20 protein-coding genes are annotated in these 22499 nt (G+C 70.4%); 4 read left to right on the top strand and 16 right to left on the bottom strand.

Annotation, left to right across the window (positions count from 1 at the left end; all coding sequences use genetic code 11):
• The first annotated feature begins 47 nt into the window (after nt 1–47).
• Complete coding sequence (locus FPT20_RS06440; RefSeq protein ID WP_233265414.1) at nt 48–779, top strand: SGNH/GDSL hydrolase family protein; 732 nt, start codon at nt 48–50, stop codon at nt 777–779.
• 53 nt (nt 780–832) lie between these two features.
• Here FPT20_RS06440 and ffh read toward each other — a convergent pair whose 3' ends face one another.
• Nucleotides 833–2407, bottom strand: coding sequence for a signal recognition particle protein (ffh, locus tag FPT20_RS06435; RefSeq protein WP_158863680.1), 1575 nt, complete (start codon nt 2405–2407; stop codon nt 833–835).
• Nucleotides 2408–2457: 50 nt separating this feature from the next.
• Nucleotides 2458–3276 carry a CHAD domain-containing protein gene (locus FPT20_RS06430; RefSeq protein ID WP_158863678.1) on the bottom strand — a complete coding sequence of 273 codons (819 nt, stop codon included), beginning with the start codon at nt 3274–3276 and terminating at the stop codon, nt 2458–2460.
• 87 nt (nt 3277–3363) lie between these two features.
• Between FPT20_RS06430 and ftsY the strand changes: the two genes are divergently transcribed.
• Together ftsY and FPT20_RS06420 are read left to right on the top strand one after the other, a co-directional pair.
• Nucleotides 3364–4239 (top strand): signal recognition particle-docking protein FtsY, encoded by an 876-nt coding sequence (gene ftsY, locus FPT20_RS06425; protein WP_158863676.1) that lies wholly within the window; start codon nt 3364–3366, stop codon nt 4237–4239.
• A gap of 10 nt (nt 4240–4249) precedes the next feature.
• Complete coding sequence (locus tag FPT20_RS06420) at nt 4250–4753, top strand: DUF2004 domain-containing protein (protein WP_158863674.1); 504 nt, start codon at nt 4250–4252, stop codon at nt 4751–4753.
• Between the two features lie 3 nt (nt 4754–4756).
• On the opposite strand, the gene smc is transcribed toward FPT20_RS06420, so the two are convergent.
• The 6 genes from smc to FPT20_RS06390 all read right to left on the bottom strand — a co-directional run bounded on the left by smc (nt 4757) and on the right by FPT20_RS06390 (nt 13634).
• Nucleotides 4757–8302 (bottom strand): chromosome segregation protein SMC, encoded by a 3546-nt coding sequence (gene smc, locus FPT20_RS06415; protein ID WP_158863672.1) that lies wholly within the window; start codon nt 8300–8302, stop codon nt 4757–4759.
• 151 nt (nt 8303–8453) lie between these two features.
• On the bottom strand, nt 8454–9167 hold the full coding sequence (locus tag FPT20_RS06410; protein WP_158863670.1) for an ABC transporter ATP-binding protein: 714 nt from the start codon (nt 9165–9167) through the stop codon (nt 8454–8456).
• Nucleotides 9154–10140, bottom strand: a complete 987-nt coding sequence (locus FPT20_RS06405; protein WP_158863668.1) for an ABC transporter ATP-binding protein — start codon at nt 10138–10140, stop codon at nt 9154–9156. Before FPT20_RS06405 ends, FPT20_RS06410 begins: the two co-directional genes overlap by 14 nt.
• Nucleotides 10137–11297 carry a branched-chain amino acid ABC transporter permease gene (locus FPT20_RS06400; RefSeq protein WP_158863666.1) on the bottom strand — a complete coding sequence of 387 codons (1161 nt, stop codon included), beginning with the start codon at nt 11295–11297 and terminating at the stop codon, nt 10137–10139. Before FPT20_RS06400 ends, FPT20_RS06405 begins: the two co-directional genes overlap by 4 nt.
• On the bottom strand, nt 11294–12301 hold the full coding sequence (locus tag FPT20_RS06395) for a branched-chain amino acid ABC transporter permease (protein WP_158863664.1): 1008 nt from the start codon (nt 12299–12301) through the stop codon (nt 11294–11296). Before FPT20_RS06395 ends, FPT20_RS06400 begins: the two co-directional genes overlap by 4 nt.
• 115 nt (nt 12302–12416) lie before the next feature.
• On the bottom strand, nt 12417–13634 hold the full coding sequence (locus FPT20_RS06390; RefSeq protein ID WP_158863661.1) for a branched-chain amino acid ABC transporter substrate-binding protein: 1218 nt from the start codon (nt 13632–13634) through the stop codon (nt 12417–12419).
• A gap of 205 nt (nt 13635–13839) precedes the next feature.
• On the opposite strand from FPT20_RS06390, the gene FPT20_RS06385 reads away from it, so the two are divergent.
• A complete protein-coding gene (locus tag FPT20_RS06385) occupies nt 13840–14910 on the top strand; it encodes a GNAT family N-acetyltransferase (RefSeq protein WP_233265413.1) in 1071 nt (356 codons plus the stop codon).
• On the opposite strand, the gene mutM is transcribed toward FPT20_RS06385, so the two are convergent.
• Genes mutM through coaD form a run of 8 tightly spaced genes read right to left on the bottom strand, consistent with a single transcriptional unit; the run spans nt 14879 to nt 22461 of the window.
• Complete coding sequence (gene mutM, locus FPT20_RS06380) at nt 14879–15847, bottom strand: bifunctional DNA-formamidopyrimidine glycosylase/DNA-(apurinic or apyrimidinic site) lyase (protein WP_158863657.1); 969 nt, start codon at nt 15845–15847, stop codon at nt 14879–14881. The genes FPT20_RS06385 and mutM overlap by 32 nt on opposite strands.
• Nucleotides 15825–16538, bottom strand: coding sequence for a ribonuclease III (rnc, locus tag FPT20_RS06375; RefSeq protein WP_158863655.1), 714 nt, complete (start codon nt 16536–16538; stop codon nt 15825–15827). The genes mutM and rnc overlap by 23 nt, the downstream gene beginning before the upstream one ends.
• A gap of 28 nt (nt 16539–16566) precedes the next feature.
• Entirely contained in the window at nt 16567–16770 is a 204-nt protein-coding gene (gene rpmF, locus FPT20_RS06370) for a 50S ribosomal protein L32 (protein WP_158863653.1), read from the bottom strand.
• Between the two features lie 2 nt (nt 16771–16772).
• Nucleotides 16773–17345: a YceD family protein gene (locus FPT20_RS06365; protein WP_158863651.1), complete on the bottom strand. Its 573-nt coding sequence runs from the start codon at nt 17343–17345 to the stop codon at nt 16773–16775.
• Nucleotides 17346–17356: 11 nt separating this feature from the next.
• Nucleotides 17357–19621, bottom strand: a complete 2265-nt coding sequence (locus FPT20_RS06360) for a transglutaminase family protein (protein WP_158863649.1) — start codon at nt 19619–19621, stop codon at nt 17357–17359.
• Entirely contained in the window at nt 19611–20927 is a 1317-nt protein-coding gene (locus FPT20_RS06355; RefSeq protein ID WP_158863647.1) for a DUF58 domain-containing protein, read from the bottom strand. The genes FPT20_RS06360 and FPT20_RS06355 overlap by 11 nt, the downstream gene beginning before the upstream one ends.
• Nucleotides 20924–21982, bottom strand: coding sequence for an AAA family ATPase (locus FPT20_RS06350; RefSeq protein ID WP_158863645.1), 1059 nt, complete (start codon nt 21980–21982; stop codon nt 20924–20926). Before FPT20_RS06350 ends, FPT20_RS06355 begins: the two co-directional genes overlap by 4 nt.
• Complete coding sequence (coaD, locus tag FPT20_RS06345) at nt 21979–22461, bottom strand: pantetheine-phosphate adenylyltransferase (protein ID WP_158863643.1); 483 nt, start codon at nt 22459–22461, stop codon at nt 21979–21981. The genes FPT20_RS06350 and coaD overlap by 4 nt, the downstream gene beginning before the upstream one ends.
• Nucleotides 22462–22499: the final 38 nt, after the last annotated feature.

Below are 22499 nucleotides of genomic sequence, written 5' to 3'. Positions count from 1 at the left end.
TCGCGGCGCACAGCGCTTTAGCAGGAAACGCGGCCTACCCTCATCGCGTGCGCACGCCCAGCCGAACCCGACGGACCTCCCGAGACCTCCGGCGCGCTGGCGTGACCCTCGGTGCCCTCGCGCTCACCGGCGTCGCCCTCGCCGGGTGCTCGTCTGCGACAGCTCAGCCCGTTGCGGCGGGATCGGCTGCCGGGGCGCACGTCGTATCGGGTGCGGAGTCGAGCCGGCCCCAGGCCGTGGCGATCGGCGACTCGATCGCCTTCGGGAAGGGCGTGCAGCCCGGCGAGGCGTGGCCCGCCCTGCTCGCGGCAGACCACCACTGGCAGCTCACCGACCTGGCCGTGTCCGGCGCCGGCTTCGTCCGGCCCGGCTGGAACGGCACGACGTACCGCCAGCAGGTCGACCTCGCCCTGAAGGAGCACCCCGGCGTGATCCTCATCGCGGCGACGCGGAACGATCGCAATGAGGATCCCGCGCGGGTCACGGCGAACGCGGACCGGTTGCTCCGCGAGCTCAGACAGGCTTTCCCCCACGCGACCATCGTCGGCATCACGGGAATCTGGGGAGCCGACCAACCGCCTCCGACCATGTCCCGGGTGAACGAGATCGTCGGCGACGCCGTGCGCGCGGTCGGCGGGACGTTCCTCGACATCGGGCACCCTCTCGGCGGACACCCCGAGCTCGTCCAGCCCGACGGCATCCACCCGGACGCGGCCGGAGAGCGCGCGGTCGCCAAGGCGATCGAGACCGAGCTGTCGCCGCTCCGGCTGGCGCTCTGAACGGCTGACCCGACGGAGCACGCTCCGGTGCGAGCGCGCCTCCGGTCAGCAGGTCAGCGGCCCAGGAACTTCTGCAGGGCCGCCAGCTCCTCCTCGGACGGCCCTCCGGGCGCATCCTTCGCTCCCGAGCTGCCGAGACCGAAGCCGGTGCCGGCCGCCGCGCCGCCGCCAGGCTTGACGCCCGCAGCGAGTGCGGCGTTCTCCGCCGCGCGCTTGGCCGGGTTGCCCGAGCGCGAGCCCTTCTTCTTGGCGTTCTGCTGCTTGCGCCCGCCGCCGTAGGAGGCGCCGGGGATCGGGCCCATACCGGGGACGTTGGGCACGCCACCCTTGGCGACCGTCTTCATCATCTTCGCCGCCTGCTCGAACCGCGTGACGAGCTGATTGACCTCGGTGACCGTGGTGCCCGAGCCCTTCGCGATGCGCAGGCGCCGGGAGCCGTTCAGCAGCTTGGGGTTCGTGCGCTCGGCCTTCGTCATCGACTGGATGATCGCCTCCGTGCGCACGATCTCGCGCTCGTCGAACTGGTCGAGCTGCTGCCGCATCTGGCCGGCGCCCGGGAGCATGCCGATCATCTTCTTGATCGAGCCCATGTTGCGCAGCTGCTGCATCTGCTTCAGGAAGTCGTCGAGCGTGAAGCTGTCGGTCGCGAACTTCTCGGCGACCTTGCGCGCCTCCTCCTCGTCGAAGGCCTGCTGGGCCTGCTCGATGAGAGTGAGGATGTCGCCGAGGTCGAGGATGCGGGACGCCATCCGGTCCGGGTGGAACGGCTCGAAGTCGTCGAGGCCCTCGCCGGTGGAGGCGAAGATGATGGGCCGGCCGGTGATGGAGGCGACCGAGAGCGCGGCCCCGCCGCGCGCGTCGCCGTCGAGCTTCGAGAGCACGACGCCGGTGAAGTCGACGCCGTCCTGGAAGGCCTTGGCCGTCGCGACGGCGTCCTGACCGATCATGGCGTCGATCACGAACAGGACCTCGTCCGGGTCGGTCGCCTTGCGAATGTCGGCGGCCTGGCGCATGAGCTCGGCATCGACGCCGAGACGGCCGGCCGTGTCGATGATGACCGTGTCGTACTGCTTGTCGGCTGCGAACTTGACGCCGTCTTTAGCGACGCGGACCGGGTTGCCGACGCCGTTGCCCGGCTCGGGCGCGTAGACCGCCACGCCGGCCTGCTCGCCCACGACCTGCAACTGGGTGACGGCGTTGGGCCGCTGGAGGTCGGCCGCGACGAGGAGGGGGGTGTGGCCGTCCTTGATGAGCCACTTGCCGAGCTTTCCGGCGAGCGTGGTCTTCCCGGCGCCCTGGAGGCCCGCCAGCATGATGACCGTCGGCGGCCGCTTGGCGAACTCGAGCCTCCGCTGCTGACCGCCGAGGATCGCGACGAGCTCCTCGTTGACGATCTGCACGACCTGCTGGGCCGGGTTCAGTGCCTGGTTGACCTCGTCCGACAGAGCACGCTCGCGGACCTTGCCCGTGAAGTCCTTGACCACCTCGAGCGCGACATCGGCGTCGAGCAGCGCGCGACGGATCTCGCGCACGGTCCCGTCGACGTCGGCGGGCGAGAGCTTGCCCTTGGTGCGGAGGTTCTTGAAGGTCTCCGCGAGACGGTCGGAGAGCGATCCGAAAGTAGCCATGATCCCGCTAGTCTACCGGGCCGCCCTGGCCTCCCGCCGTGCGGCGCCCGTCAGCCCAGGCGGGCGTCTGCGACGGCCTCCATGCGCTCCTCCACCGCTGTCAGGAGGTCGTCGGCGCGGCGGTCGGTCTCGGCGGCGAGCCTCCCGATCCCGGCGATCGCGGACGGGCCGAGGCCGCCGCCTTCGAGGCGCTCCCGGAGATAGACGGCGAGGAGGATGAGGTCGCGGTTGTCGCCGAGGAGGTCCTGCAGCGCCTCCCCCGCCGACGCCAGGCGGACCGCCTCGCGGCCGAAGTCGTCGGTGACCGCCTCCGCGGCGTAGCGGAGCCGGCGGGCCGCCTTCCGGGTCTCGTGCCGCTCCGCCAGCGTGGCGACGCTCCCGCCGAGCACCCGGCGGCGAGCCTTGCGGAGCCCTCTGCGGGCGATCCGCCGGGGATGCCTCCCCCCGTCGGCAGACAGCGGAGGCGACGCCGCGAACGCCTGGACGTCGGCGACCAGTCGTCGATGCCCCTTCGTGCCGAGGTGGCGCAGGAGCGCCTGGCGCTCCGACTCGTACGACCGGCGGAGGTCGGCGGCCATCGCCTCGACGGCGTCCACGACCTCCGGCGCTGTCTCCGCGCCGAGGAGGTTCTCCATGGCTAGGGCGCGCACCTCGAGGTCGCGGACCGTTCCCAGCCGGGCTCCCAGGTCTTCGAGGCGGTCGCGGAGAAGCGTCTGCGCCTCGGGGTCGAACGCCGCGCGGTAGGCGCTCAGGATGCTGCGGAGCCGCCGCACGCGCGTGCGCGCCTGATGCACGGCGTCGTCGCCGGCGTTCTCGATCGCGACGAGCTGCTCGGCGAGCTCGGCGGAGACGGCCACCAGGGAGTACATGGCTGACACGGTACATCCGCGGGAGCGCTGAGGGGCTGGCCGTTTCCCGGCGCCTGGGTGTCTTCGTGCGCGGCTAGTCTGGGTGGCATGGCAGACCGCACCCCCTGGTCCTTGTCGGGCGCCCTCCGCGGGCTGTTCGCCAAGAAGACCATCGACGACAACACCTGGGACGATCTGGAGACGGCGCTCATCACCGCCGACTTCGGGCCGGACATCACCGAGGCGATCGTCGACGACCTCCGTCAGAAGGTCGAGCGGTACCACACGACCGACCCGGCGGACCTGCAGCGCATGCTCCGCGAGACCCTGGAGGAGCGCCTCTCGAAGCTCGACACGACGCTCAAGCTGAGCGACCGCCCGGCGATCGTGCTCGTGGTCGGGGTTAACGGCGTCGGGAAGACGACCACCATCGGCAAATTCGCCAAGTTCCTGCGCACGTACGACCGGTCGGTCGTCGTCGGCGCCGCGGACACGTTCCGCGCCGCGGCGGTCGAGCAGCTGGCCACCTGGGCGGAGCGCGCGGGCGCCGAGATCGTCCGGCCGCAGCAGCAGGGCCAGGACCCGGCGTCGGTGGCGTTCCAGACCGTCGAGAAGGCCAAGCGCGACGGCACCGAGATCGTCATCATCGACACGGCGGGACGCCTCCAGACCAAGGGCGGTCTCATGGACGAGCTCTCGAAGATCAAGCGGGTCGTCGAGAAGCAGTCACCGATCGCGGAGGTGCTGCTCGTGCTGGACGCGACGACCGGCCAGAACGGCCTCGCCCAGGCGGAGGCCTTCCTCGAGCACGCGGGCGTCACGGGGCTCGTCCTCACGAAGCTCGACGGGTCGGCCAAGGGCGGCTTCGTGCTCGCGGTCCAGGAGCGCACCGGCATCCCGATCAAGCTCGTCGGCCAGGGCGAGGGCATCAACGACCTCACCGGCTTCACGCCGCACGTCTTCGCCCAGCAGCTCGTGGGATAGGGTCGGCGGCATGGCCATCGAGCACGACTTCTTCGGCGTCATCGACGAGACGGCGAGTGGAGGACTGGCCTGGAACGACACCGCCGAGCTCGCCGACCAGGTGGTCGAGATCGAGCTGCAGGCCGACGACGAGACGGCGGTGCCGGAGCTCGCCCTCGACTCCGCCGCCGCGCTCATCCAGTCGCTGGAGGGCTTCGACGCCCGGGCGCGCGACGCCCTGATCGCCGAGCTCAGCTCCCGCCAGTCGGCGACAACGGCCTACATCGACGAGCACGTCGACAAGCTCGGCGAGAGCCTCCTCGATCTGCTCGTCTACAACTCGGGCGACATCGCGATCGACGTCCTGCGGTCGCTGCAGCTGCTCGACGTGGTCATCCAGGTCGACCACGCCGACGAGGACGAGGTCTTCGCCACCTTCGACTACGCGATCGCCCCCGACGAGTCCGACGCACTCCTCACGGTGTCGTTCGACGTCCGGGGCGACGTGGTCGCCGTGGAGACGCAGAGCGTCTGAGGCTCAGGAGGCGACCTCGGCCGCGACGCGCTGGCCGACGACCGCCGACACGCCGTCCTGGCGCATCGAGACGCCGTACAGGGCGTCGGCGATCTCCATCGTGCGCTTCTGGTGCGTGATCACGATCAGCTGGCTGTTCTCCCGCAGGTCCTCGAAGATCGTGAGGAGGCGGCCGAGGTTCGCGTCGTCGAGCGCCGCCTCCACCTCGTCCATGATGTAGAACGGGCTGGGGCGCGCCTTGAAGATCGCGATGAGGAGGGCGACCGCCGCGAGCGATCGCTCGCCGCCGGACAGGAGGGACAGCCGCTCGATCTTCTTGCCCGCGGGCTTGACCGAGACCTCGATGCCGGTCGTCAGCAGGTCGTCGGGGTTCGTGAGCGTGATGCTCCCCTGACCGCCCGGGAAGAGCGTGGGGAAGACCCGGTCGAACGCATCGCGCGTGTCGGCGAAGGCCGATTCGAAGATCGACTGCATCTTCTCGTCGATCTCCTCGATGATCGTGAGGAGGTCCTTGCGGGTGCTGGTGAGGTCGGTCAGCTGCTCGGTGAGGAACTTGTGGCGCTGCTCGAGTGCGGCGAACTCCTCGAGGGCCAGCGGATTCACACGGCCGAGCTGCGACAGCTTGCGCTCGGCCGCCGCGAGGCGCCTGCGCTGCGCCTCCCGGTCGAACGGCTCGGTCTCCGGTTCGCCGCCCTCATCGGGACTCTCCGCGTCGCGCGGGCGGTCGACGGGAACCGGCACGTCGGGACCGTACTCGGCGACGAGCACGTCCTCGACGAGTCCGAGTTCGCTGCCGGCCCGCTCGAGCAGGCTCGACAGATGGAGCTTCTTCTCGTAGATCTGGAGCTCGAGGCCGTGCACCGACTCCGTGATCCCGTGGAGGCGCTCCCGCACCGCCTCCTCGTCGCGCCGCAGGACGGCGAGCTCCTCGTTCTGGCTGGCGCGCTCGGCCTCGGCTGCGGCGAGCTCGACCCGGGCCTCCGAGACCGACCGATCGATGGAGGCGAGAACGGCGGGCAGCGCGTCGACGACGCGCTGCGCGGAGTCGAGCTGGCGCCGGCGGATGACGGCGCGGCGCGCGGCCTCCTCGGCGGCGGAGCGCTCGGCCTCGAGACGACGAACGAGAGACTCCGCGCGCGCCTGCTCGGCGCGCACCCGCTCCTTCGCGGTCTCGGCCGAGAGTCGCGCCTCCACCTCGGCCTCGCGCGCCGTGTCGAGCTCAGCCGAGAGCGCGTCGCGCGCGGACACGTCGAGGATGGGCCGCGGGCGGGACCGCGCGGCCTCGAGCTCGCCCTTCGCACGGTCGGCGGCCGCCTCGGCCTCCCCCACTCGCTCGCGAGCCTGCTCCAGCGCCTTCTCGAGCCGGTCCGACTCGGCATTGGCGGCCTCCACCTGGACCTTCAGCCGGTTGACCTGCTCGGTTCGCGCGGCGAGCTGTGCGTCGAATTCGCGGAGCGCCGTGAGGGCGGCCTGCGACTGCTCCTTCGCGACCTGCAGCACCCCTCGCTGCTCGGCGAGAGCGAATCTCGCGCGGTCGATCAACGAGACGACCTCGCCCAGTCGCTCGTCCGCGGCGTCGCGGTCGGCGAGGAGCTCGATACGGCTCTGGGTGGCGCCCGAGCCGCCGCGCAGGACGAAATCGGTGAGGACGTCGCCCGCGCGGGTGATCAGCGTGACGGGGACGCCGAGGCTGCGCTCGCGGTAGGCCTCGGCGGCGGCCCGGGCGGAAGCGAGGTCGTCGGCGATCGCCGTGAAGGCGAGGACGCCGAGCACGCCGGGAGGCGCCTCCACGACCGACGCCGCGGGGACGACGCCTTGCACACCGGTGAGGTCGATCGCGGGGGCGGTCGCGTCCGCGACCACCACCTCCACGCGGCCGAGTTCGGCCGAGGCGGCGTGACCGACCGCGTCGAAGGCCGAGCCGCGGTCGTCCGCCAGCACGCCGTCGGCGAGGGTCCCCAGCGCAGCAGCGATCGCCGGCTCGTAGCCGGGGCGAACGCGGATGTGCTCCGCCACGAGCCCCCGGACACCGGAGAGACGCGCGGCGACCAGTGCCGCAGAGCCGTCCTTCTGGTCGAGAGCCGCCGACAGCGCACTGGTGCGGGCCGCCAGCGCGTCGCGCTCGCGCTCCAGCGTGTGCAGTTCCTCGCGGAGCCGTTCGATCTCGGTCTCGGCATCGAAGACCTCGGCCTGAGCCAGCTCGTACGCCTCGTCCAGGTCGCCCTCTCCGCCGTCCGCCGTGGCGGCATCGGCCTCGCGCGCGTCGAACTCCGCCTGCGCCTTGAGCTTCCGCTCGGCAGCGGCGTCGAGCGCGTTCTGATGGCGGAGCACCTCGCCGCGCACGGCGGCCAGACGCTGCGCTGCGGCCTCCGCCTGTCCGTTCAGCTTCGATATCTCGAGATCGTGCTTCGAGACGAGGGCGCTCTGCGCGGCGATCTCGTCGTCGACGGCGTCGAGCCGCGTCCGGGCTGCCCGCGTCGCGGCCTGTGCGGCGGTCCATGCGGCCTCCGCCTCCGTCACGGCGGTGCGAAGTCGCGCGACCTCGGCCTCGGCGTCCTTCACGTGCTGCGGCGAGACCGTCGGCGCTGCATCCGTCGCCTCGGCCTGGCTGCCGAGGAGGGCGATGCGCTGGTTCGCGAGAGTGAACAGGCTCCGAAGCCGCTCCTGGACGCTCTGGAGGCCGAAGGCCGTGCTCCGTGCGACGTCCACGCGATCGCCGACCTGCGCCTGCTCCAGTCGCGCGCGCCGGAGCCGCTTCTGCTCGAGCTGCTCCTGCAGGACGATCTGCTCGCTGTGCCGTTCGGCCTCGCTCCGCGTGTGCTGCTCGAGGGTGCGCCGCAACGTGACGACCTCGTCCGCGAGCAGACGCGCCCGCGCGTCGCGCACGACGGCCGCGATCGACTGCGCCTCCCGGGCGATCTCCGCCTGGTGACCGAGCGGCTTGAGCTGGCGCCGGACCTCCCCCGCGAGATCGCTCAACCGCGTCAGGTTGGCCTGCATCGCCTCCAGCTTGCGGAGGGTCTTCTCCTTGCGGCGGCGGTGCTTGAGGATGCCTGCGGCCTCTTCGATGAAGCCGCGTCGTTCCTCCGGCGTCGCACGGAGCACCGCGTCGAGCTGACCCTGCCCGACGATGACGTGCATCTCCCGGCCGAGTCCCGAATCGCTGAGGAGCTCCTGCACGTCCAGCAGCCGGCAGGACTGGCCGTTGATCGCGTACTCGCTGCCGCCGTTGCGGAACAGCGTGCGCGAGATGGTGACCTCGGAGTACTCGATCGGCAGCGCGCCGTCGCTGTTGTCGATCGTGAGCTGCACCTCGGCCCGGCCGAGCGGGCCGCGGGTCGCCGTGCCCGCGAAGATGACGTCCTCCATCTTGCCGCCGCGGAGCGTCTTCGCCCCCTGCTCCCCCATCACCCAGGCGAGGGCGTCGACGACGTTGGACTTGCCGGACCCGTTCGGACCGACCACACAGGTCACACCGGGTTCGAAGGCGAAGGTCGTCGGCTGCGCGAACGACTTGAAGCCCTTCAGCGTCAGACTCTTCAAGTACACGCAGGCGAATTTACCGGAGGTTCACAGCCTCCCCGCGCCGGAGCGCCGCAGACGGCCAGGCCCGGCCTCTCCCGCGAACGACCGCGAGTACGCCGAGAGTGCACGGTCCCGGGCGGGAACCGTGCACTCTCGGGGGACCCGATGGAGGGCGTTACCCGACGCCGAGGTACGCCTCCTTGATCGCGGGGTCCGCGAGGAGCTCCCGGCCGGTACCCGATCGGGTGATGTTCCCGGTCTCGAGCACGAAGGCGCGATGCGCGCGGGCCAGCGCCTGGTTGGCGTTCTGCTCCACGAGCAGCACGGTGGTGCCCTGCTGGTTGATCTCCGTGATGATCGAGAAGATCTGCCGGATGAACTGCGGCGCGAGCCCCATCGAGGGCTCGTCCAGGAGGAGCAGTCGCGGCTTCGACATCAGAGCCCGGCCGATGGCGAGCATCTGCTGCTCGCCTCCCGACATCGTGCCTCCGACCTGCGTCTTCCGCTCGGCGAGTCGCGGGAACAGCGAGAACACGCGGTCGAAGTCCTCGCTCATGTTCGAGCGGTCCTTGCGGCCGAACGCCCCCATGTCGAGGTTCTCGAGGACCGTCATCCCGGGGAAGATGCCGCGGCCCTCGGGAGCCTGGGAGATCCCCCGGACCACGCGGATGTGCGCCTTCATCTTCGTGATGTCCTCGCCGTCGAACAGGATGTGCCCCGCCGAGGGGTTGAGGATCCCCGAGATCGTCTTCATCGTGGTCGACTTGCCGGCGCCGTTCGCCCCGATGAGGCTGACGATCTCGCCCTCCTCGACGGTGAACGACATGTCGTGGATCGCCTCGATGCGGCCGTACGCGACCCGGATGTTCTTCAGTTCAAGCAACGTCATCTTCGGGCTCCCCGAGGTAGGCGGCGATCACGCGCGGGTCGTTCCGGATGACCTCCGGGGTGTCGTCGGCGATCTTGCGTCCGAATTCGAGCACGACGATCCGGTCGGTCACTCCCATGACGAGCTTCATGTCGTGCTCGATGAGCAGCACGGTGTAGCCGTCGGCGCGGATGGTCCGGATGAGCTCCATGAGCTCCTCCTTCTCGGCCGGGTTGAAGCCGGCGGCCGGCTCGTCGAGGCACAGGACCTTCGGGTCGGTCGCCAGAGCGCGCGCGATCTCCAGGCGGCGCTGGTAGCCGTACGGGAGGGACCGCGAGAGCGAGGCGGCGTGGTCGGCGATGCCGACGAACTCGAGCAGGGCCATGCCGCGCTCGATCGACGACTTCTCCTCCCGGGTGTGGCGCGGGAGGCGCAGGAGCGCTCCCGGGACGGACGTGCGGTGCCGCGCGTCCAGTCCGACCACGACGTTCTCCAGGGCGGTCATCTCGCCGAACAGCCGGATGTTCTGGAAGGTGCGCGACAGGCCCATCCGGGTGATCTGGTGCTGCTTCCTGCCCTTGATCGTCTGACCCTCGAGCGTCACGTCGCCGCTCGTCGGCCGGTAGACACCTGTCATCGCGTTGAAGCAGGTCGTCTTGCCCGCCCCGTTCGGCCCGATCAGGCCGAGGATCTCGCCGCGGCGGATGTCGAACGTGACGTCGTCGAGCGCGGTCAGGCCACCGAACTTGACGGTCAGGTTCCGCACCTCGACGATGTTCTCCCCAACCTCGACGGCGATCTCTCGGTCCGGCGCAGCGGCCTCGGCGACCGAGAGGTCGATGCCCGCGGCCTCCAGCTCCTCCTCGTTCGCGCCGAGAACGGTCTCCTCCTCGGGCGCGACGGTCTCGGCCGCGGCCGGCGTCTCGGCCTCGACCGGTCCTGCAGGCGCGACCGAAGGCTCGGGCGCCCGGTCCGGAGTCTGTGCGTCGCTCATCGCGTGCCTCCCTTCGCGGCAGCACTGACCCGGGCGTAGGCGTGCCGGCCGTACGCCAGCAGCTTCTGTCTTGCGGGGAACAGGCCCTGGGACCGGAAGATCATGATCAGCACCAGCGCGATGCCGAAGATGAGGTACTTGTAGTCGGCGATGGCGGTGAAGCGCAGCGGGATGTACGCCACGATCGCGCCACCGAGCATGGCCCCGACCTTGTTGCCCGCGCCGCCGAGCACGACGGCGGCGAGGAACAGGATCGAGGTCTGCACGTCGAACTTCTGGTTGTTGACGAAGCCGACCTGGCCGGCGAACAGCGCTCCGGAGAGGCCGCCGACGCCGGCACCGATGGCGAACGCCCACACCTTGTACTTGAAGGTCGGCACGCCCATGATCTCCGCGGCGTCCTCGTCCTCGCGGATCGCGATCCACGCGCGTCCCACGCGGCTGCGCTCGAGGTTCCCGACGAGCAGCAGGACGATGATGATCACCGTCACCGTGAGCCAGTACCAGGGCACGCCGTTCGAGTTGGAGAAGATCGGCACGCCGTTCGCGTTCTGCCCGGGTGGGTGGCCGACGTTCTGGAAGCCGACCTGGCCCTTCATCGCCGGGATGATCGTGGCGAGGATGCGCACGATCTCTCCGAAGCCGAGCGTCACGATGGCGAGGTAGTCGCCGCGCAGACGGAGCGTCGGGACACCGAGGATCACGCCGAACGTCATGGTGATCGCCATCGCGACCGGGATCGTCCAGAGATACGGGATCTTGATGAACGGCGAGTCCGGGCTCGTGAGCATGGCGGCCGTGTACGACCCGACCGCGAAGAACGCGACGTAGCCGAGGTCGAGGAGGCCGGCGTAGCCGACGACCACGTTGAGGCCGACCGCCACGAGTGCGTACGTCGCCATCGCGAAGCACGCCAGCGGCCAGTCGTTGCCCGGCTCCGTCGTGAGCGGGAAGAAGTTGAGGTAGGGCAGCGCGTAGGCGATCGCCACGACGATCAGCAGCCACGCCCACTGGGCGCCGCGCGGGAGGCCGTTCCACCAGTCGCGGAGCGGCTGGAGCGGTCCCTTGCGCCGACCGCCCCGGCTCGCCTCGAAGGCGTCGACCGCCTGCTCCTCGCGGCCGTCGGGGAGGACCCGGGGTCCTTCGGTCATGCTCATGCGCGGCTCCTTCCGAGCGAGGTGCCGAGGATGCCCGTGGGCTTCACCAGCAGCACGAGGACCAGGACGACGAAGGCGACGACGTCGGTCCACTGCGAGTCGCCGAGGAGGATCTGGCCGTAGTTGCCGATCACACCGAGGAGGAGACCGCCGAGCAGCGCCCCGCGGACGTTGCCGATGCCGCCGAGCACGGCCGCGGCGAACGCCTTCACGCCGAGCACGAAGCCGCCGTTGTAGATGACGCCCGAGGGCACCAGCATCACGTAGAACAGGGCCGCCGCTCCGGCGAGGATGCCGCCGGTGATGAAGGTGATGACGATGATCTTCTCCTTGTTCACCCCCATGAGCGTCGCGGTGTCCGGGTCCTGCGCCACGGCGCGGATGCCGCGGCCCGTCCGCGTGCGGCGGATGAACATGTCGGTCGCGATCATCAGGATGACCGAGGCGATGACGATGATCAGCTGCTGGCTGTTCACGATCGTGCCGAACACGTCGAAGATCGGCTGCGGGATGAACATCGTGACGGCCGGCTCGGCGTTCGCACCGCGGATCAGGAAGATCAGGTACTGGATCGTGAAGGAGGCGCCGATCGCCGTGATCAGGAAGACCAGGCGTGGCGCGTTCCTTTTGCGGAGCGGGCGGTAGGCGACGCGCTCCAGCACGAAGGCCGTGAAGGCGGACGCCGCCATGCCCACGATGAGCGCGAGCAGGAGGTCTCCGATGATGGCGCCGGCGCCGAGGTTCGGCGCGCTCGGGCCGAACCCGAGCGAGGTCAGGGTGATGACGACGCCGTAGGCGCCGACGATGAAGACCTCGGAGTGCGCGAAGTTGATGAGGTTCAGCACGCCGTAGACGAGCGTGTAGCCGACCGCGATCAGGCCGTAGATGGCACCGAAGGTCAGGCCGTCGAAGGTGGCGCTCCAGAAGTTCTGGATCAGCGCACCGACGTCGAAGTTGATCCACGAGTTGTCGAGGAGCGGATGGAGGACGAGGGTTTCGAGCATTCGAGCATCCAGGGTTTCATGGCCGGATCACCGTCGATCCGTGCGCAAGCGAGCGTAGTCGAAACGAGAGGGTGCCGCAGGCCACGGAGGCCCGCGGCACCCTCACGGTGTGACGTCAGCCGATCGTTCCGATCGGGACGATCTTGCCGCTCTCCACCTTGTAGCCGTAGACGGTCGGCGCCTGAAGCTCACCCGTGGAGTCCCACTTGTAGTGCTTGCTGAGGCCGTCCGCGTCGTACGACTTCACCCAGGACAGGAGGTCGGCGCGGGTGGTCTTGCCCTTGTCGATTCCCGCCAGGAGGACGGTGGTGGCGTCGTAGCCCTCGATCGAGTACGTGCCCGGCTCGGCGTTCGCGAGCTTCTTGTAGGCCGACTCGAAGTCGGGGATCAGCTCACCCGGGATGCAGGGGCAGGTGAAGTAGGCGTTGCTCGAGGCGTCGCCGGCCAGCTTGATGAACTGGTCGTCCTTCACACCGTCGGGGCCGACGAACGTGCCCTTGAATCCCTTGTTGACCAGCTGCTGGTCGAACGGGGCGCCCTCGGCGTAGTAACCCGAGTAGTAGACCGCGTCGGGGTTCTTGTTCAGGATCTTGGAGATCACGGCCGAGAAGTCCTTCTGGCCGGTGGTCACCTTGTCCGTGCCGACGAGCGCGCTGCCGAGCGCCTTGGAGGTGGTGGTGCCGAGGCCGATGCCGTAGTCGGAGTCGTCCTGGACCAGGTAGACCTTCTTGGCCTGCAGCTTGTCGGTGAGGAACTTCGCCGCCGCCGGGCCCTGCACGGCGTCGTTGCCGAGGCCGCGGAAGAAGGTCTTCCAGCCGTTCTGCGTCAGACCCGGGTTGGTCGCCGACGGGGTGATGTGGACGAGGCCCTGCTGCTCGAAGATGTTGCCGGTGGCCTTCGACTCACCCGAGAACGGGAGGCCGACGACGCCGATGATGTCCGACTCGTTGACGGCCTGGGTGACCGGGCCGGTCGCCTTGTTCGGGTCGCCCTCGGTGTCGAACTTCTTGAACCCGACCTTGCAGCCGGGGTTGGCGTCGTTGTGCTGGTTGATCGCGAGCTGGACGCCGTTGAAAATGTTGATGCCCAGCTGAGCGTTCGGGCCGGTCTCCGCGCCGACGTAACCGATGGTCAGACCCGCCGGGCACGTGGCCTTGCCGTCGCCCGCGGGGAGGACGGCGTCCTTGGGGACGTCCACCGACGTGATCGCGGGGATGTCGACCTTGGAATTGCTGCTGCTGGAGCCTCCGGTGGACGGCTGATTGGCACATCCCGCGAGGACCAGTGCGACTGACGCTGCAACAGCCGCACCGATGGTGACTTTCTTTAGCATCTTCTGCCTCTCGACGTGAATTCGTGTCGAACGCGGCGTGTTTGCCACGTCGCACCACGAATATGTGTGCTGAGACTACATGCATCGCAAGCTTTTGCCACGCACGCCTGCGGGCAGATTTACACGATCGAAACCAAATCGAGCGCAACACTTCACACCCTGCGGCGCGTCGCCTAGGCTGAGTGCCTCTCGACCGGGGTGGGAGGTGTTCGAGCTGGAGCTCAAGCGACTCCCCCTCCCCTCCGCCCTCGGTACACCGGAGTCGGCCGCGTTCGAGGAGATGGTCGGCGTCGTGAACGGCATCGTGCTCGGACTCTGGGAGAACGACGACTTCGTCCAGACCGCCGAGCAGGCGCTCGCCGGCTTCCGGGAGGAGCAGTACCACGAGCGCATCCTCGTCGTCGCCGTGGAGGCGGGCGCGATCGTCGGGAGGCTCGAGGCCGTCTTCCCGCTGGAGGAGGACTCGGAGACCGCCACCCTCCTCGTCGACGTGGCACCGGCGCTCCGCGGACGGGGCATCGGGTCCGCTCTTCTCGCCCACGGCGAGGAGCTCGTCGCCGAGGGCGGCCGGCGCATCGTCTCGACGTACACCGAGCATCCGATCCGGACCCTCCAGGGCGCCGACCGCCTCGTGTTCGCGCCGGCAGGTCACGCGGGGCTCCCCGCCGACGCTCCGGAGGTGCGGTTCGCCCTCGAGCGCGGCTACCGCCTGGGCCAGATCGAGCGATCGAGCGAGCTGCAGCTCCCCCTCCCTCCCGAGCGGGAGGCCGGACTCACCATGCGGCACGAGGGGTACCGGCTGATCTCCTGGTGGGGCTCGGCGCCGGAAGGGCTGCTGGAGCCGTTCGCCGCGATCAAGGCCCGCATGGCGACCGACATCCCGCAGAGCGCGATCGCGGTCGACGCCGAGGAATGGACCGGCGAACGGGTGCGCTCGCAGGAGCGCGAGCTCGCGGCTCGTGGCGAGCCCCTCCTCGTGACCGCGGCCGTCCGCGAGGCCGACTCGGAGATCGCCGCCTACACCGAGCTCGCCGTGCCGGCCGACGGCACCAAGGCGGAGCAGTACGACACCCTCGTCGCGAGGGCCCACCGCGGCCACCGCCTCGGAACGGCGGTGAAGCTGCGCAACCTGCAGGAGCTACGCCGTCTGGCGCCGCACATCACGCGCATCCTCACGTGGAACGCCGACGAGAACGATCCCATGCTCGCCATCAATCGAGCGTTCGGATTCCGCCCTCACGCCCTCACGGGGCACTGGCAGAAGACGATCGACTGAGCCCGCTGGAGCGGTTCGGGCGGAGTCGCTGGCACCGGGGGCAGAAGTGCGAGCCGCGGTTCATGAACTGCTCGCGCACGATCGGGGTGCCGCAGCGCGGGCACGGCTTGCCCTGCTGCCCGTAGGCGTTGAGGCTGTGGGAGAAGTAGCCCGAGGCACCGTTGACGTTCACGTACTGCGCGTCGAAGCTCGTCCCTCCCTCGGCGAGGGCCTTCGCGAGCACCCGCCGGATCTCTGCCAGGAGTTCGCGCGACTTGGCGCGGCTGAGCGTGTCGGCGGACTGCGCATAGTGGACGCGCGATGCCCAGAGCGCCTCGTCAGCGTAGATGTTGCCGATGCCGCTGACCAGACCCTGGTCGAGGAGGGCGCGTTTGATGCCGGTGCGCTTGCGCGCGAGGGCCCGGAAGAACGCGGCGTCGTCGAAGGCGGGGTCGAGCGGGTCCCGGGCGATGTGGGCCACCTGGCTCGGCACCAGGGCCTCGTCGGTGCCGAACCCTCCGTGCCTCCCGTCGGCGGTGGGCACCAGGCGGTCGATCGCCATGGATCCGAAGATGCGCTGGTCGACGAAGTGCACCCAGAACTCGCGCTGCTCGCCGTCCTCGGTGGCGACCGGCTCGGGCGCCTCCACGTGGAGACGGATCCGGAGCAGGCCCGACTCCGGCGTTCCCGGTTCCCGGAGCAGGATCTGGCCGCTCATCCCCAGGTGCGCGACGATCGCCTGGGGCGCCCCACCCCGGAGCGGCACCCACAGGAACTTGCCCCGCCGCACCGGTCCCTCCAGCACACGCCCCGTCAGCAGCGCGTCGAACGCGCCGGACGCCGGGTCGTGGCGACGCAGGGAGCGCGGCTCGAACACCTCGACACCGAGAACCGTCGAACCCGTCAGAGCGGGGGCGAGCCCCGCTCTGACCACCTCAACCTCGGGGAGCTCGGGCACGTCGCCTCGTCAGCTCCGTCCACGCGGTGAGCGCGGCGGCCATCTCGGCCGCCTTCTTGCTCGTGCCCTCGCCGGTGGCGACGACGAGATCGCCTACCTCGACGGTGGCGTGGAACGTCTTCGAGTGGTCGGGACCGCTGTTGGTCACCGTGTAGACCGGGAGGCCGGCACCGCGGTGGGCTGCCGCCTCCTGGAGACTCGTCTTGGGGTCCATGGCGGCGCCGAAGCGGTCGGGGTCGTCGAGCAGCGGCTCGACGAGCCGCAGCACCAGCGCGGTCGCGGCGTCGCCGCCCGCATCGAGGTAGGCGGCGCCGATGAGCGCCTCCACCGTGTCGGCCAGGATGGACGCCTTGTCGCGCCCCCCGCTCTGGTTCTCGCCGCGGCCGAGCCGGAGGTACTCCCCCAGGCCGATGCTGCGGGCCACCTCGGCCAGCGCCGCGGAGCTCACGAGGCTGGCCCGGCGCTTCGCCAGCTCGCCCTCGTCGAGGTGCGGGTTCTCGCGGAACAGCTTGACGGTGACGGCCTGGCCCAGGATCGAGTCGCCGAGGAACTCGAGGCGCTCGTTGTTGGGGATCCCACCGTGCTCGTACGCGAAGGAGCGGTGGGTCAGTGCAAGCTCGAGAAGCTCGGGGCCGATCTCGACCCCGAGCTTCTCGAGAAGTGTGCTGCGGTCAGTGTTCTCTCCGACCATGCCGTGCTCGCCGACCCTCGAGGGTCGATCAGATGTCGGCGACCTTGCGGCCCTTGTACTCGAGGAAGAGCGCGGTGCCCGCGGAGTCCTCGACGACCTTGGCGCGGTGCGGGAGGCTGTAGGTCACCTTGCCGCCCTCGATCGTCTTGACGAGGGTGGGGGCCTGTGCCTTCCACTGCGAACGGCGGGCGTGGGTGTTGGCGCGAGACTGCTTCCGCTTCGGAACGGCCATGACTATCTCTCTTCTCCGGCCCCGAGGCCCGGGGCGTTGCTCGTGGGCTCTGTCGTAGTGTCGGAAGCCTGGAAGGCCGTGAGCGCAGACCAGCGCGAATCGATGGTCTGGGTGGGCTCACGGTCCGGGTGATCCGCCAGTCGCTCCCCGGTCTCGGGGTCGAGACCCGGGCAGTCCGGCCGGCACACCGGCTGGAACGGCAGTGACAACACCACCGCATCCCTGATCAGAGGTTCAAGATCCACGTGGTCGTCGTGAACCTCATAATCGAAAGCTTCCTCAGAAGGATACGCGAAAAGCTCCTGGAAATCGACTTGGACGGGCTGCTCGATGTCGATGAGGCATCGGCCGCACACGCCGGTGGCCGCCGAGACGACCTCGCCGGTGGCGAGAATTCCCTCGTGCATCGACTCGAGACGGAGGTCGATGTCCATGGTGCTGCCCTCGGGCACGGACAGGAGGCCCTCGCCCAGTCGCTCGGGAACGGGGAAGCTCAGGCGCTGCTCGCGCATCGTGCCCGGGTGGTGCACGAGGTCGTACACGCCGACGGTGTACGGGGAGTTCTTGATGGTCACGAGCCGCTATTTTACGCGGCTCTCCCGGCGTTCGCGGCCGGCGGCCAGCCGGCTGGCAGCAAGGACACAGGCAGCAGGAGCGCCTTCAGCCGCGCGGCACGGCCGGAGGCCTGCTCGAGGGCGCCGAGCACCCGGCGCAGATCGTCCGGGAGGCCCACGGCCACGGCGCGGGTCGGCGGCCCGTAGGAGTCCCGCTCCCGCACGTCGAGCAGCCGCAGCACCGCCGCCTCCCCCGGTGTGCCCGCCACAGCCGCGGCTATCCGCCGGGCGAAGACACGGGGAGTCTCCGTGGGAGGCGCGGCCCAGCCGAGATCGCGGGCCGTGTCGCGCAGTTCGTCCCAGACGAGCGCGGCCCCGCCCCAGCTCTCGCCGAGCCGTCTCAGCCGGGTGCGCCGTCGCGCCTGCCGGAGGAAGGCCGGGACCAGGAGCAGGACGAGCACGAGCAGCGCCACCCCGATGCCCGAGGCGACGGGCTGGAACGGCGACGGGGGCGTGGTCCCGCGAGCCCCGGAGACCTGGGCCGGATCGGTCGGGACCAGCCTCCTCGGCGCGGCACTGGAAGCCGCGCCGGATTGCTGGGCCGGCGCGGCGGCGGCCGTCTCGGGGCGCGTGTAGCTCGGAACCGTGCCCCTCCCGACCGTCGGTTCGAACGCGACCCAGCCGACGCCCGCGAAGTACAGCTCGGGCCAAGCGTGGAGATCGTCGCTCGTGACGGTGTAGGTGCCCGGGTTGCTGGCGGTGCCTCCGCTCGTCGCGCCCGGGAGGTATCCCTCGGCCACCCGCGACGGGATCCCCAGCGTCCGCGCCATGAGGGCCATCGCCGACGCGAAGTGCACGCAGTAGCCGCTCTTCACCTGGAGGAAGCGGGCGATGACCCGTGCGCCGTCGCCGTCGTAGCCCTGCTTGAGCGGCGTCTGCGTCGAGTACACGAACCCGTTGTCGCGGAAGTAGTCCTGGAGAGCCACGGCCTTGTCGTACTCGGACACGGCTCCCGACGTGGCCTCGAGCGCGGTCGTCGTGATGATCGAGGGAAGGTTGGAGGGGAGGAACAGGTCGCGCTGCACGTCATCGGGGACGGTCCCCCCGGCGGCCTTCAGCTGGTCTGCGGTCGGCTCGAGAATGAGGCTCGTCGCGGTGTACTTCTGCCCCTGCGTTGTCGTGTTGATGGCGCCGATCGTCAGGTCGTCCGGGTTCCACGACCAGGTCCCCGTTAGGCCGCTCACCGAGCGGACGGGCGCCGGGGCGGGCAGCCAGCGGCTCGTCATGTCCTCGATCTGCACGCTCGTGGTGATCCTGGTGGATGCGACCTTCTGCGACAGGCCCGTGACCGGACCGATGGTGGCGCCCGGCGAGAGCCTGCTGGTGCCCCGCTCCCGGTGCTTCCAGACCGACCCGGTGAACTGATCGAGCGAGGCGAGCTTGAGGTACTGGCCGCTGCCCGCGCTCGTCGTATACGTCAGCGCCCGAACCGCGGTCGGCCTGCGGAGATCCTTGCCCAGATCCACGAGCGGCGTGACCGTGCCGCCGATCGAGATGCCCCCGGCGGTGAAGGAGGTGGCGCCTCCGCGGTCGAAGCCCGGCGCCGTCCCCGCGAGCAGGACCGCCACGACGACCGCCGCCGCGCCGACCGACAGGGCGGCCGCGGGGCGCGCGGGGCCGGGCCTCCGGGTGAGCACGTCGCAGCGGAGCACCCACAGATACGCGGCCGACGACGCCGCCAGGGCTATCGGGTCCAGCCCGTCACCGAGAAGCGCCGCGGGCACCACGAGCACGACCGCGACGACGACGGCGGTGAGGGCGGCGCGACGGAAGCCGATCGCGATCAGATCGAGCAGCACCGCGAGGAGGCACGCACCGCCCACGACGAGGAACATGAACTCGGGGAGGCTCTCGGCGGGCGTCCCCTGCTGGTAGATGGAGAGCATCGCCTGCTCGGCGTACCGTCCCCAGCTGGCGACCGTCCCGGGCGTCGGGATGAGCCAGAGGACGCCCGTCCCGCGTCCGAAGGCCGCGGTCATGATCATGACCGCCAGCACGGCGAGGGCGCCCGAGACGGCCAGGCGGCGTACGCCGGCCGTGCGCAGCGCGGCCCCCGCGACGAGGAGCGAGCCGGCGGTGATCACCAGGGCGAACCACCAGGCCGCGCCCTGGATGAGGCCGCCCAGAGCCACGCTGATGGCGAGCACCTGCACGACGAGCGCACCCGTCAGCCGCCAGTACCCGGTGCGCCGCGAGCCGAGCCGCGGGATCGCGACGGTGAGGGATTCAGTTGCCACGGGCCGCCACCGCCGCTCGTTGCCGCCTCAGCGCGCGCTGCCAGCAGACGTCCGGACCGTCCCCGGCGGAGAACGAGACGCAGAGCCACCCCGCGTCGCCGAGGATCTCCGCCACCGCCGCCGGAGCCGACGAGGAGATGAACGCGACCGCCGGGTCGCCCATCGGCCTCAGCGCCGCCAGGGCGCCGAGCTCCGGGGAGGCGTCCGCGAGAGCCGCGAAGACCGGCACCGGTCGTCCGGCTCGCCGGAGCCCGGCGGCGAGGTCGGACACGGACTCGTCGCTCCGGCCGGCGAGCCGCTCCACCGCGGCCAGGTCGGAGAGCAGGAGGCGGTCCGCCCCGCCGACGTCGTACGTCGGCATGGAGGAGCCGAGGGTGCCCGTCCGACCCGCGCCGGTGCGGCCGCCCAGCTGGCGCGACGCCGTCTCGACGATGCTCACGACGAACCCCTGGTCGAGGAGGTGGACGCCGATCGAGGCCACGAGGTCGACCAGGGTCTCGAACTCGTCGTCGGGGGCGGCGGTGAGCCGGGTGTCGACGAGCATCCACGCCTCGGGGTTGCTGCGCTGCTCCTCCTGGCGGACCATGAGCTGGTCGTGCCGCGCTGTCGCGCGCCAGTGGACGCGCCGCAACGGGTCGCCCGGCCGGTACTCGCGGGCGATCAGCTCGTCGGCGCTCGGGATGGCGTGCCGGATGAGCTCGTGCTCGGTGCCCTCGCTGTGCGCGACATCCAGCTCGCCGGGCGGGAGCGGCACCGCCCGGGGGGTCACGAGGAACTGCCTCGGCTGGCCGAGGCCGTACTCGGCGTAGGCCAGCCCGAACGGGTCGGTCCGGCTCACCACGAGCGGGCCGACCGCGTGCGCGCCGCGCCGCCGGGGCACGACCTCCTGTCGCAGGACGACCGTGTCCCTCCCGTGCGTGGTGTTCACCTGGTGCGGGCCCAGACGGGGGAAGGGGGCCGGTCCCTGGACCCCGACCGCTGCCGGCGCGTACTCACGCCACCGTGCGGCCGGGCTCGGCCGCGGCGACTGATTCCGCGCGGTCGTGACGATGGTGGAGCGCTCCCCCACCGCTACGACGTCCGGGTGGAAGCTGCGCGTCACCGTCAGCCGAGGCCGGTCCACGGTCACCGAGATCATCGCGGCGAGCGGCAGCACCGTCAGGAGCACGCCGACGAAGAGCACATCGGTGCGACCGAGGAGGGCCGACGCGACGAGGGCGACCACGCCGACCGCACCGAGGGACCAGCCGCGGGCGGTGGGCCGCGGCCTGGTCAGCGGCGAGGTGGAGCGACCGCGCAGGGTCACGGCTGGCGTCCGCCCCCGATCGCCCCGGATCCGACCGGCACGGGCGTCGCGGCCACGATCCGCCGGACGATGTCGGCGATGACCGGGGCGCTCTCGTGGTGGTGCCCCATCGCCCGGCTCGTCGGGAGCAGGCGGTGGCCCAGCACCGGGACCGCGAGGACGTCGATGTCATCGGGGAGGACGAAGTCGCGGCCGTCGAGCGCGGCGAGCGCCTTAGCGGCGCGGACTAGCTGGAGCGTGGCCCGCGGGCTCGCCCCCAGCCGCAGGTCCCGGTCGTCGCGAGTGGCTCGCACGAGGTCGACGGCGTACTGCTTCACGGGCGCTGAGGCGTAGACGTTCCGGGCCGTCGTCATCATCATCCGGAGCTCGTCGGAGGTGACCACCGGTCCGATCCGCGAGAGCGGGCTGGAGGTGTCGCGCCCCGTGAGCATGTCCACCTCCGACTGCTCGTCGGGGTAACCCATCGCGATGCGCGCCATGAACCTGTCCCGTTGCGCCTCGGGCAGCGCGTACGTCCCCTCCATCTCGATGGGGTTCTGGGTGGCGACCACGATGAACGGCGCCGCGAGCGGGTAGGTCGAGCCGTCGACGGTGACCTGCCGCTCCTCCATGCACTCGAGGAGCGCGGACTGCGTCTTGGGGCTCGCCCGGTTGATCTCGTCGCCGATGACGATATTGGCGAAGATGGCGCCCGGCTTGAACTCGAAGCGGCGCTCCGCCTGGTTGTACACCGAGACGCCGGTGACATCGCTCGGCAGCAGGTCGGGTGTGAACTGGATGCGGCTCACGGTGCAGTCGACCGACTTGGCGAGCGACTTGGCCAGCATGGTCTTGCCGACCCCGGGGACGTCCTCGATGAGGAGGTGGCCCTCGGCCAGCAGCACGACGAGCGCCGTCTGGACCGCCTCGTGCTTGCCGTCGATGACCGACTCGACGTTGGCGGTGATCTGCTGCGCGGCGCGTCTCAGCTCGTCGAGGCTCATCCCCGAGGCGGGCTCCGTCGTCTCGTCCGGAGCGGAGGAGTCTGTGGGCTGACGCGTCGCGTAACTGTTCATGTCTCCTGCAAGTACTCGTAGACGGCCGGCGGGACGTACGGGCTCACGTCGCCCCCGAGAGCAGAGACCTGGCGGACGAGCGAACTCGACACGTGCGCGTTGGCGGGATTCGGCAGGAGGAAGACCGTCTCGACATCGGCGAGATGCCGGTTCACGAGCGCCATCGGCGTCTCGTAGGTCACGTCGACCTGGGATCGGATCCCCTTCACCAGCACGTGCGCCCCCACGTCCGTGCAGTAGTCGACGAGCAGCCCGACCGACCAGGAGGCGATGACCACGTTGCCCACGATGCCGGCGTCCTCGATGGAGCGCTCCAGGAGGGCGACCCGCTGAGCGATCGGCAGGAGCGCCGTCTTGTCGGGGTTGTGCACCACGACGACGTGGACCTCGTCCCACAATCCCGCAGCGCGCTCGATGACATCGAGGTGGCCGAGCGTGACCGGGTCGAACGATCCAGGGACAACGGCGATCCTGTTCATAGGCCCCCAGACTATCCCGCGCATCCCGGCATTTCGTT

The organism is Leifsonia sp. AG29 (genome assembly GCF_009765225.1).
In the GTDB taxonomy this organism is placed as follows: Bacteria; Actinomycetota; Actinomycetes; order Actinomycetales; family Microbacteriaceae; genus Leifsonia.
This window is presented reverse-complemented; position numbering and strand designations above follow the sequence as displayed.

What these genes read in the sequence shown, in the direction of transcription:
- ffh (WP_158863680.1), bottom strand. Translation starts at nt 2,407, where the DNA reads ATGGCTACTTTCGGATCGCTCTCCGACCGTCTCGCGGAGACCTTCAAG.
- FPT20_RS06430 (WP_158863678.1), bottom strand. Translation starts at nt 3,276, where the DNA reads ATGTACTCCCTGGTGGCCGTCTCCGCCGAGCTCGCCGAGCAGCTCGTC.
- ftsY (WP_158863676.1), top strand. Translation starts at nt 3,364, where the DNA reads ATGGCAGACCGCACCCCCTGGTCCTTGTCGGGCGCCCTCCGCGGGCTG.
- FPT20_RS06420 (WP_158863674.1), top strand. Translation starts at nt 4,250, where the DNA reads ATGGCCATCGAGCACGACTTCTTCGGCGTCATCGACGAGACGGCGAGT.
- FPT20_RS06410 (WP_158863670.1), bottom strand. Translation starts at nt 9,167, where the DNA reads ATGACGTTGCTTGAACTGAAGAACATCCGGGTCGCGTACGGCCGCATC.
- FPT20_RS06405 (WP_158863668.1), bottom strand. Translation starts at nt 10,140, where the DNA reads ATGAGCGACGCACAGACTCCGGACCGGGCGCCCGAGCCTTCGGTCGCG.
- FPT20_RS06400 (WP_158863666.1), bottom strand. Translation starts at nt 11,297, where the DNA reads ATGAGCATGACCGAAGGACCCCGGGTCCTCCCCGACGGCCGCGAGGAG.
- FPT20_RS06395 (WP_158863664.1), bottom strand. Translation starts at nt 12,301, where the DNA reads ATGCTCGAAACCCTCGTCCTCCATCCGCTCCTCGACAACTCGTGGATC.
- FPT20_RS06390 (WP_158863661.1), bottom strand. Translation starts at nt 13,634, where the DNA reads ATGCTAAAGAAAGTCACCATCGGTGCGGCTGTTGCAGCGTCAGTCGCA.
- rnc (WP_158863655.1), bottom strand. Translation starts at nt 16,538, where the DNA reads ATGGTCGGAGAGAACACTGACCGCAGCACACTTCTCGAGAAGCTCGGG.
- rpmF (WP_158863653.1), bottom strand. Translation starts at nt 16,770, where the DNA reads ATGGCCGTTCCGAAGCGGAAGCAGTCTCGCGCCAACACCCACGCCCGC.
- FPT20_RS06350 (WP_158863645.1), bottom strand. Translation starts at nt 21,982, where the DNA reads ATGAACAGTTACGCGACGCGTCAGCCCACAGACTCCTCCGCTCCGGAC.
- coaD (WP_158863643.1), bottom strand. Translation starts at nt 22,461, where the DNA reads ATGAACAGGATCGCCGTTGTCCCTGGATCGTTCGACCCGGTCACGCTC.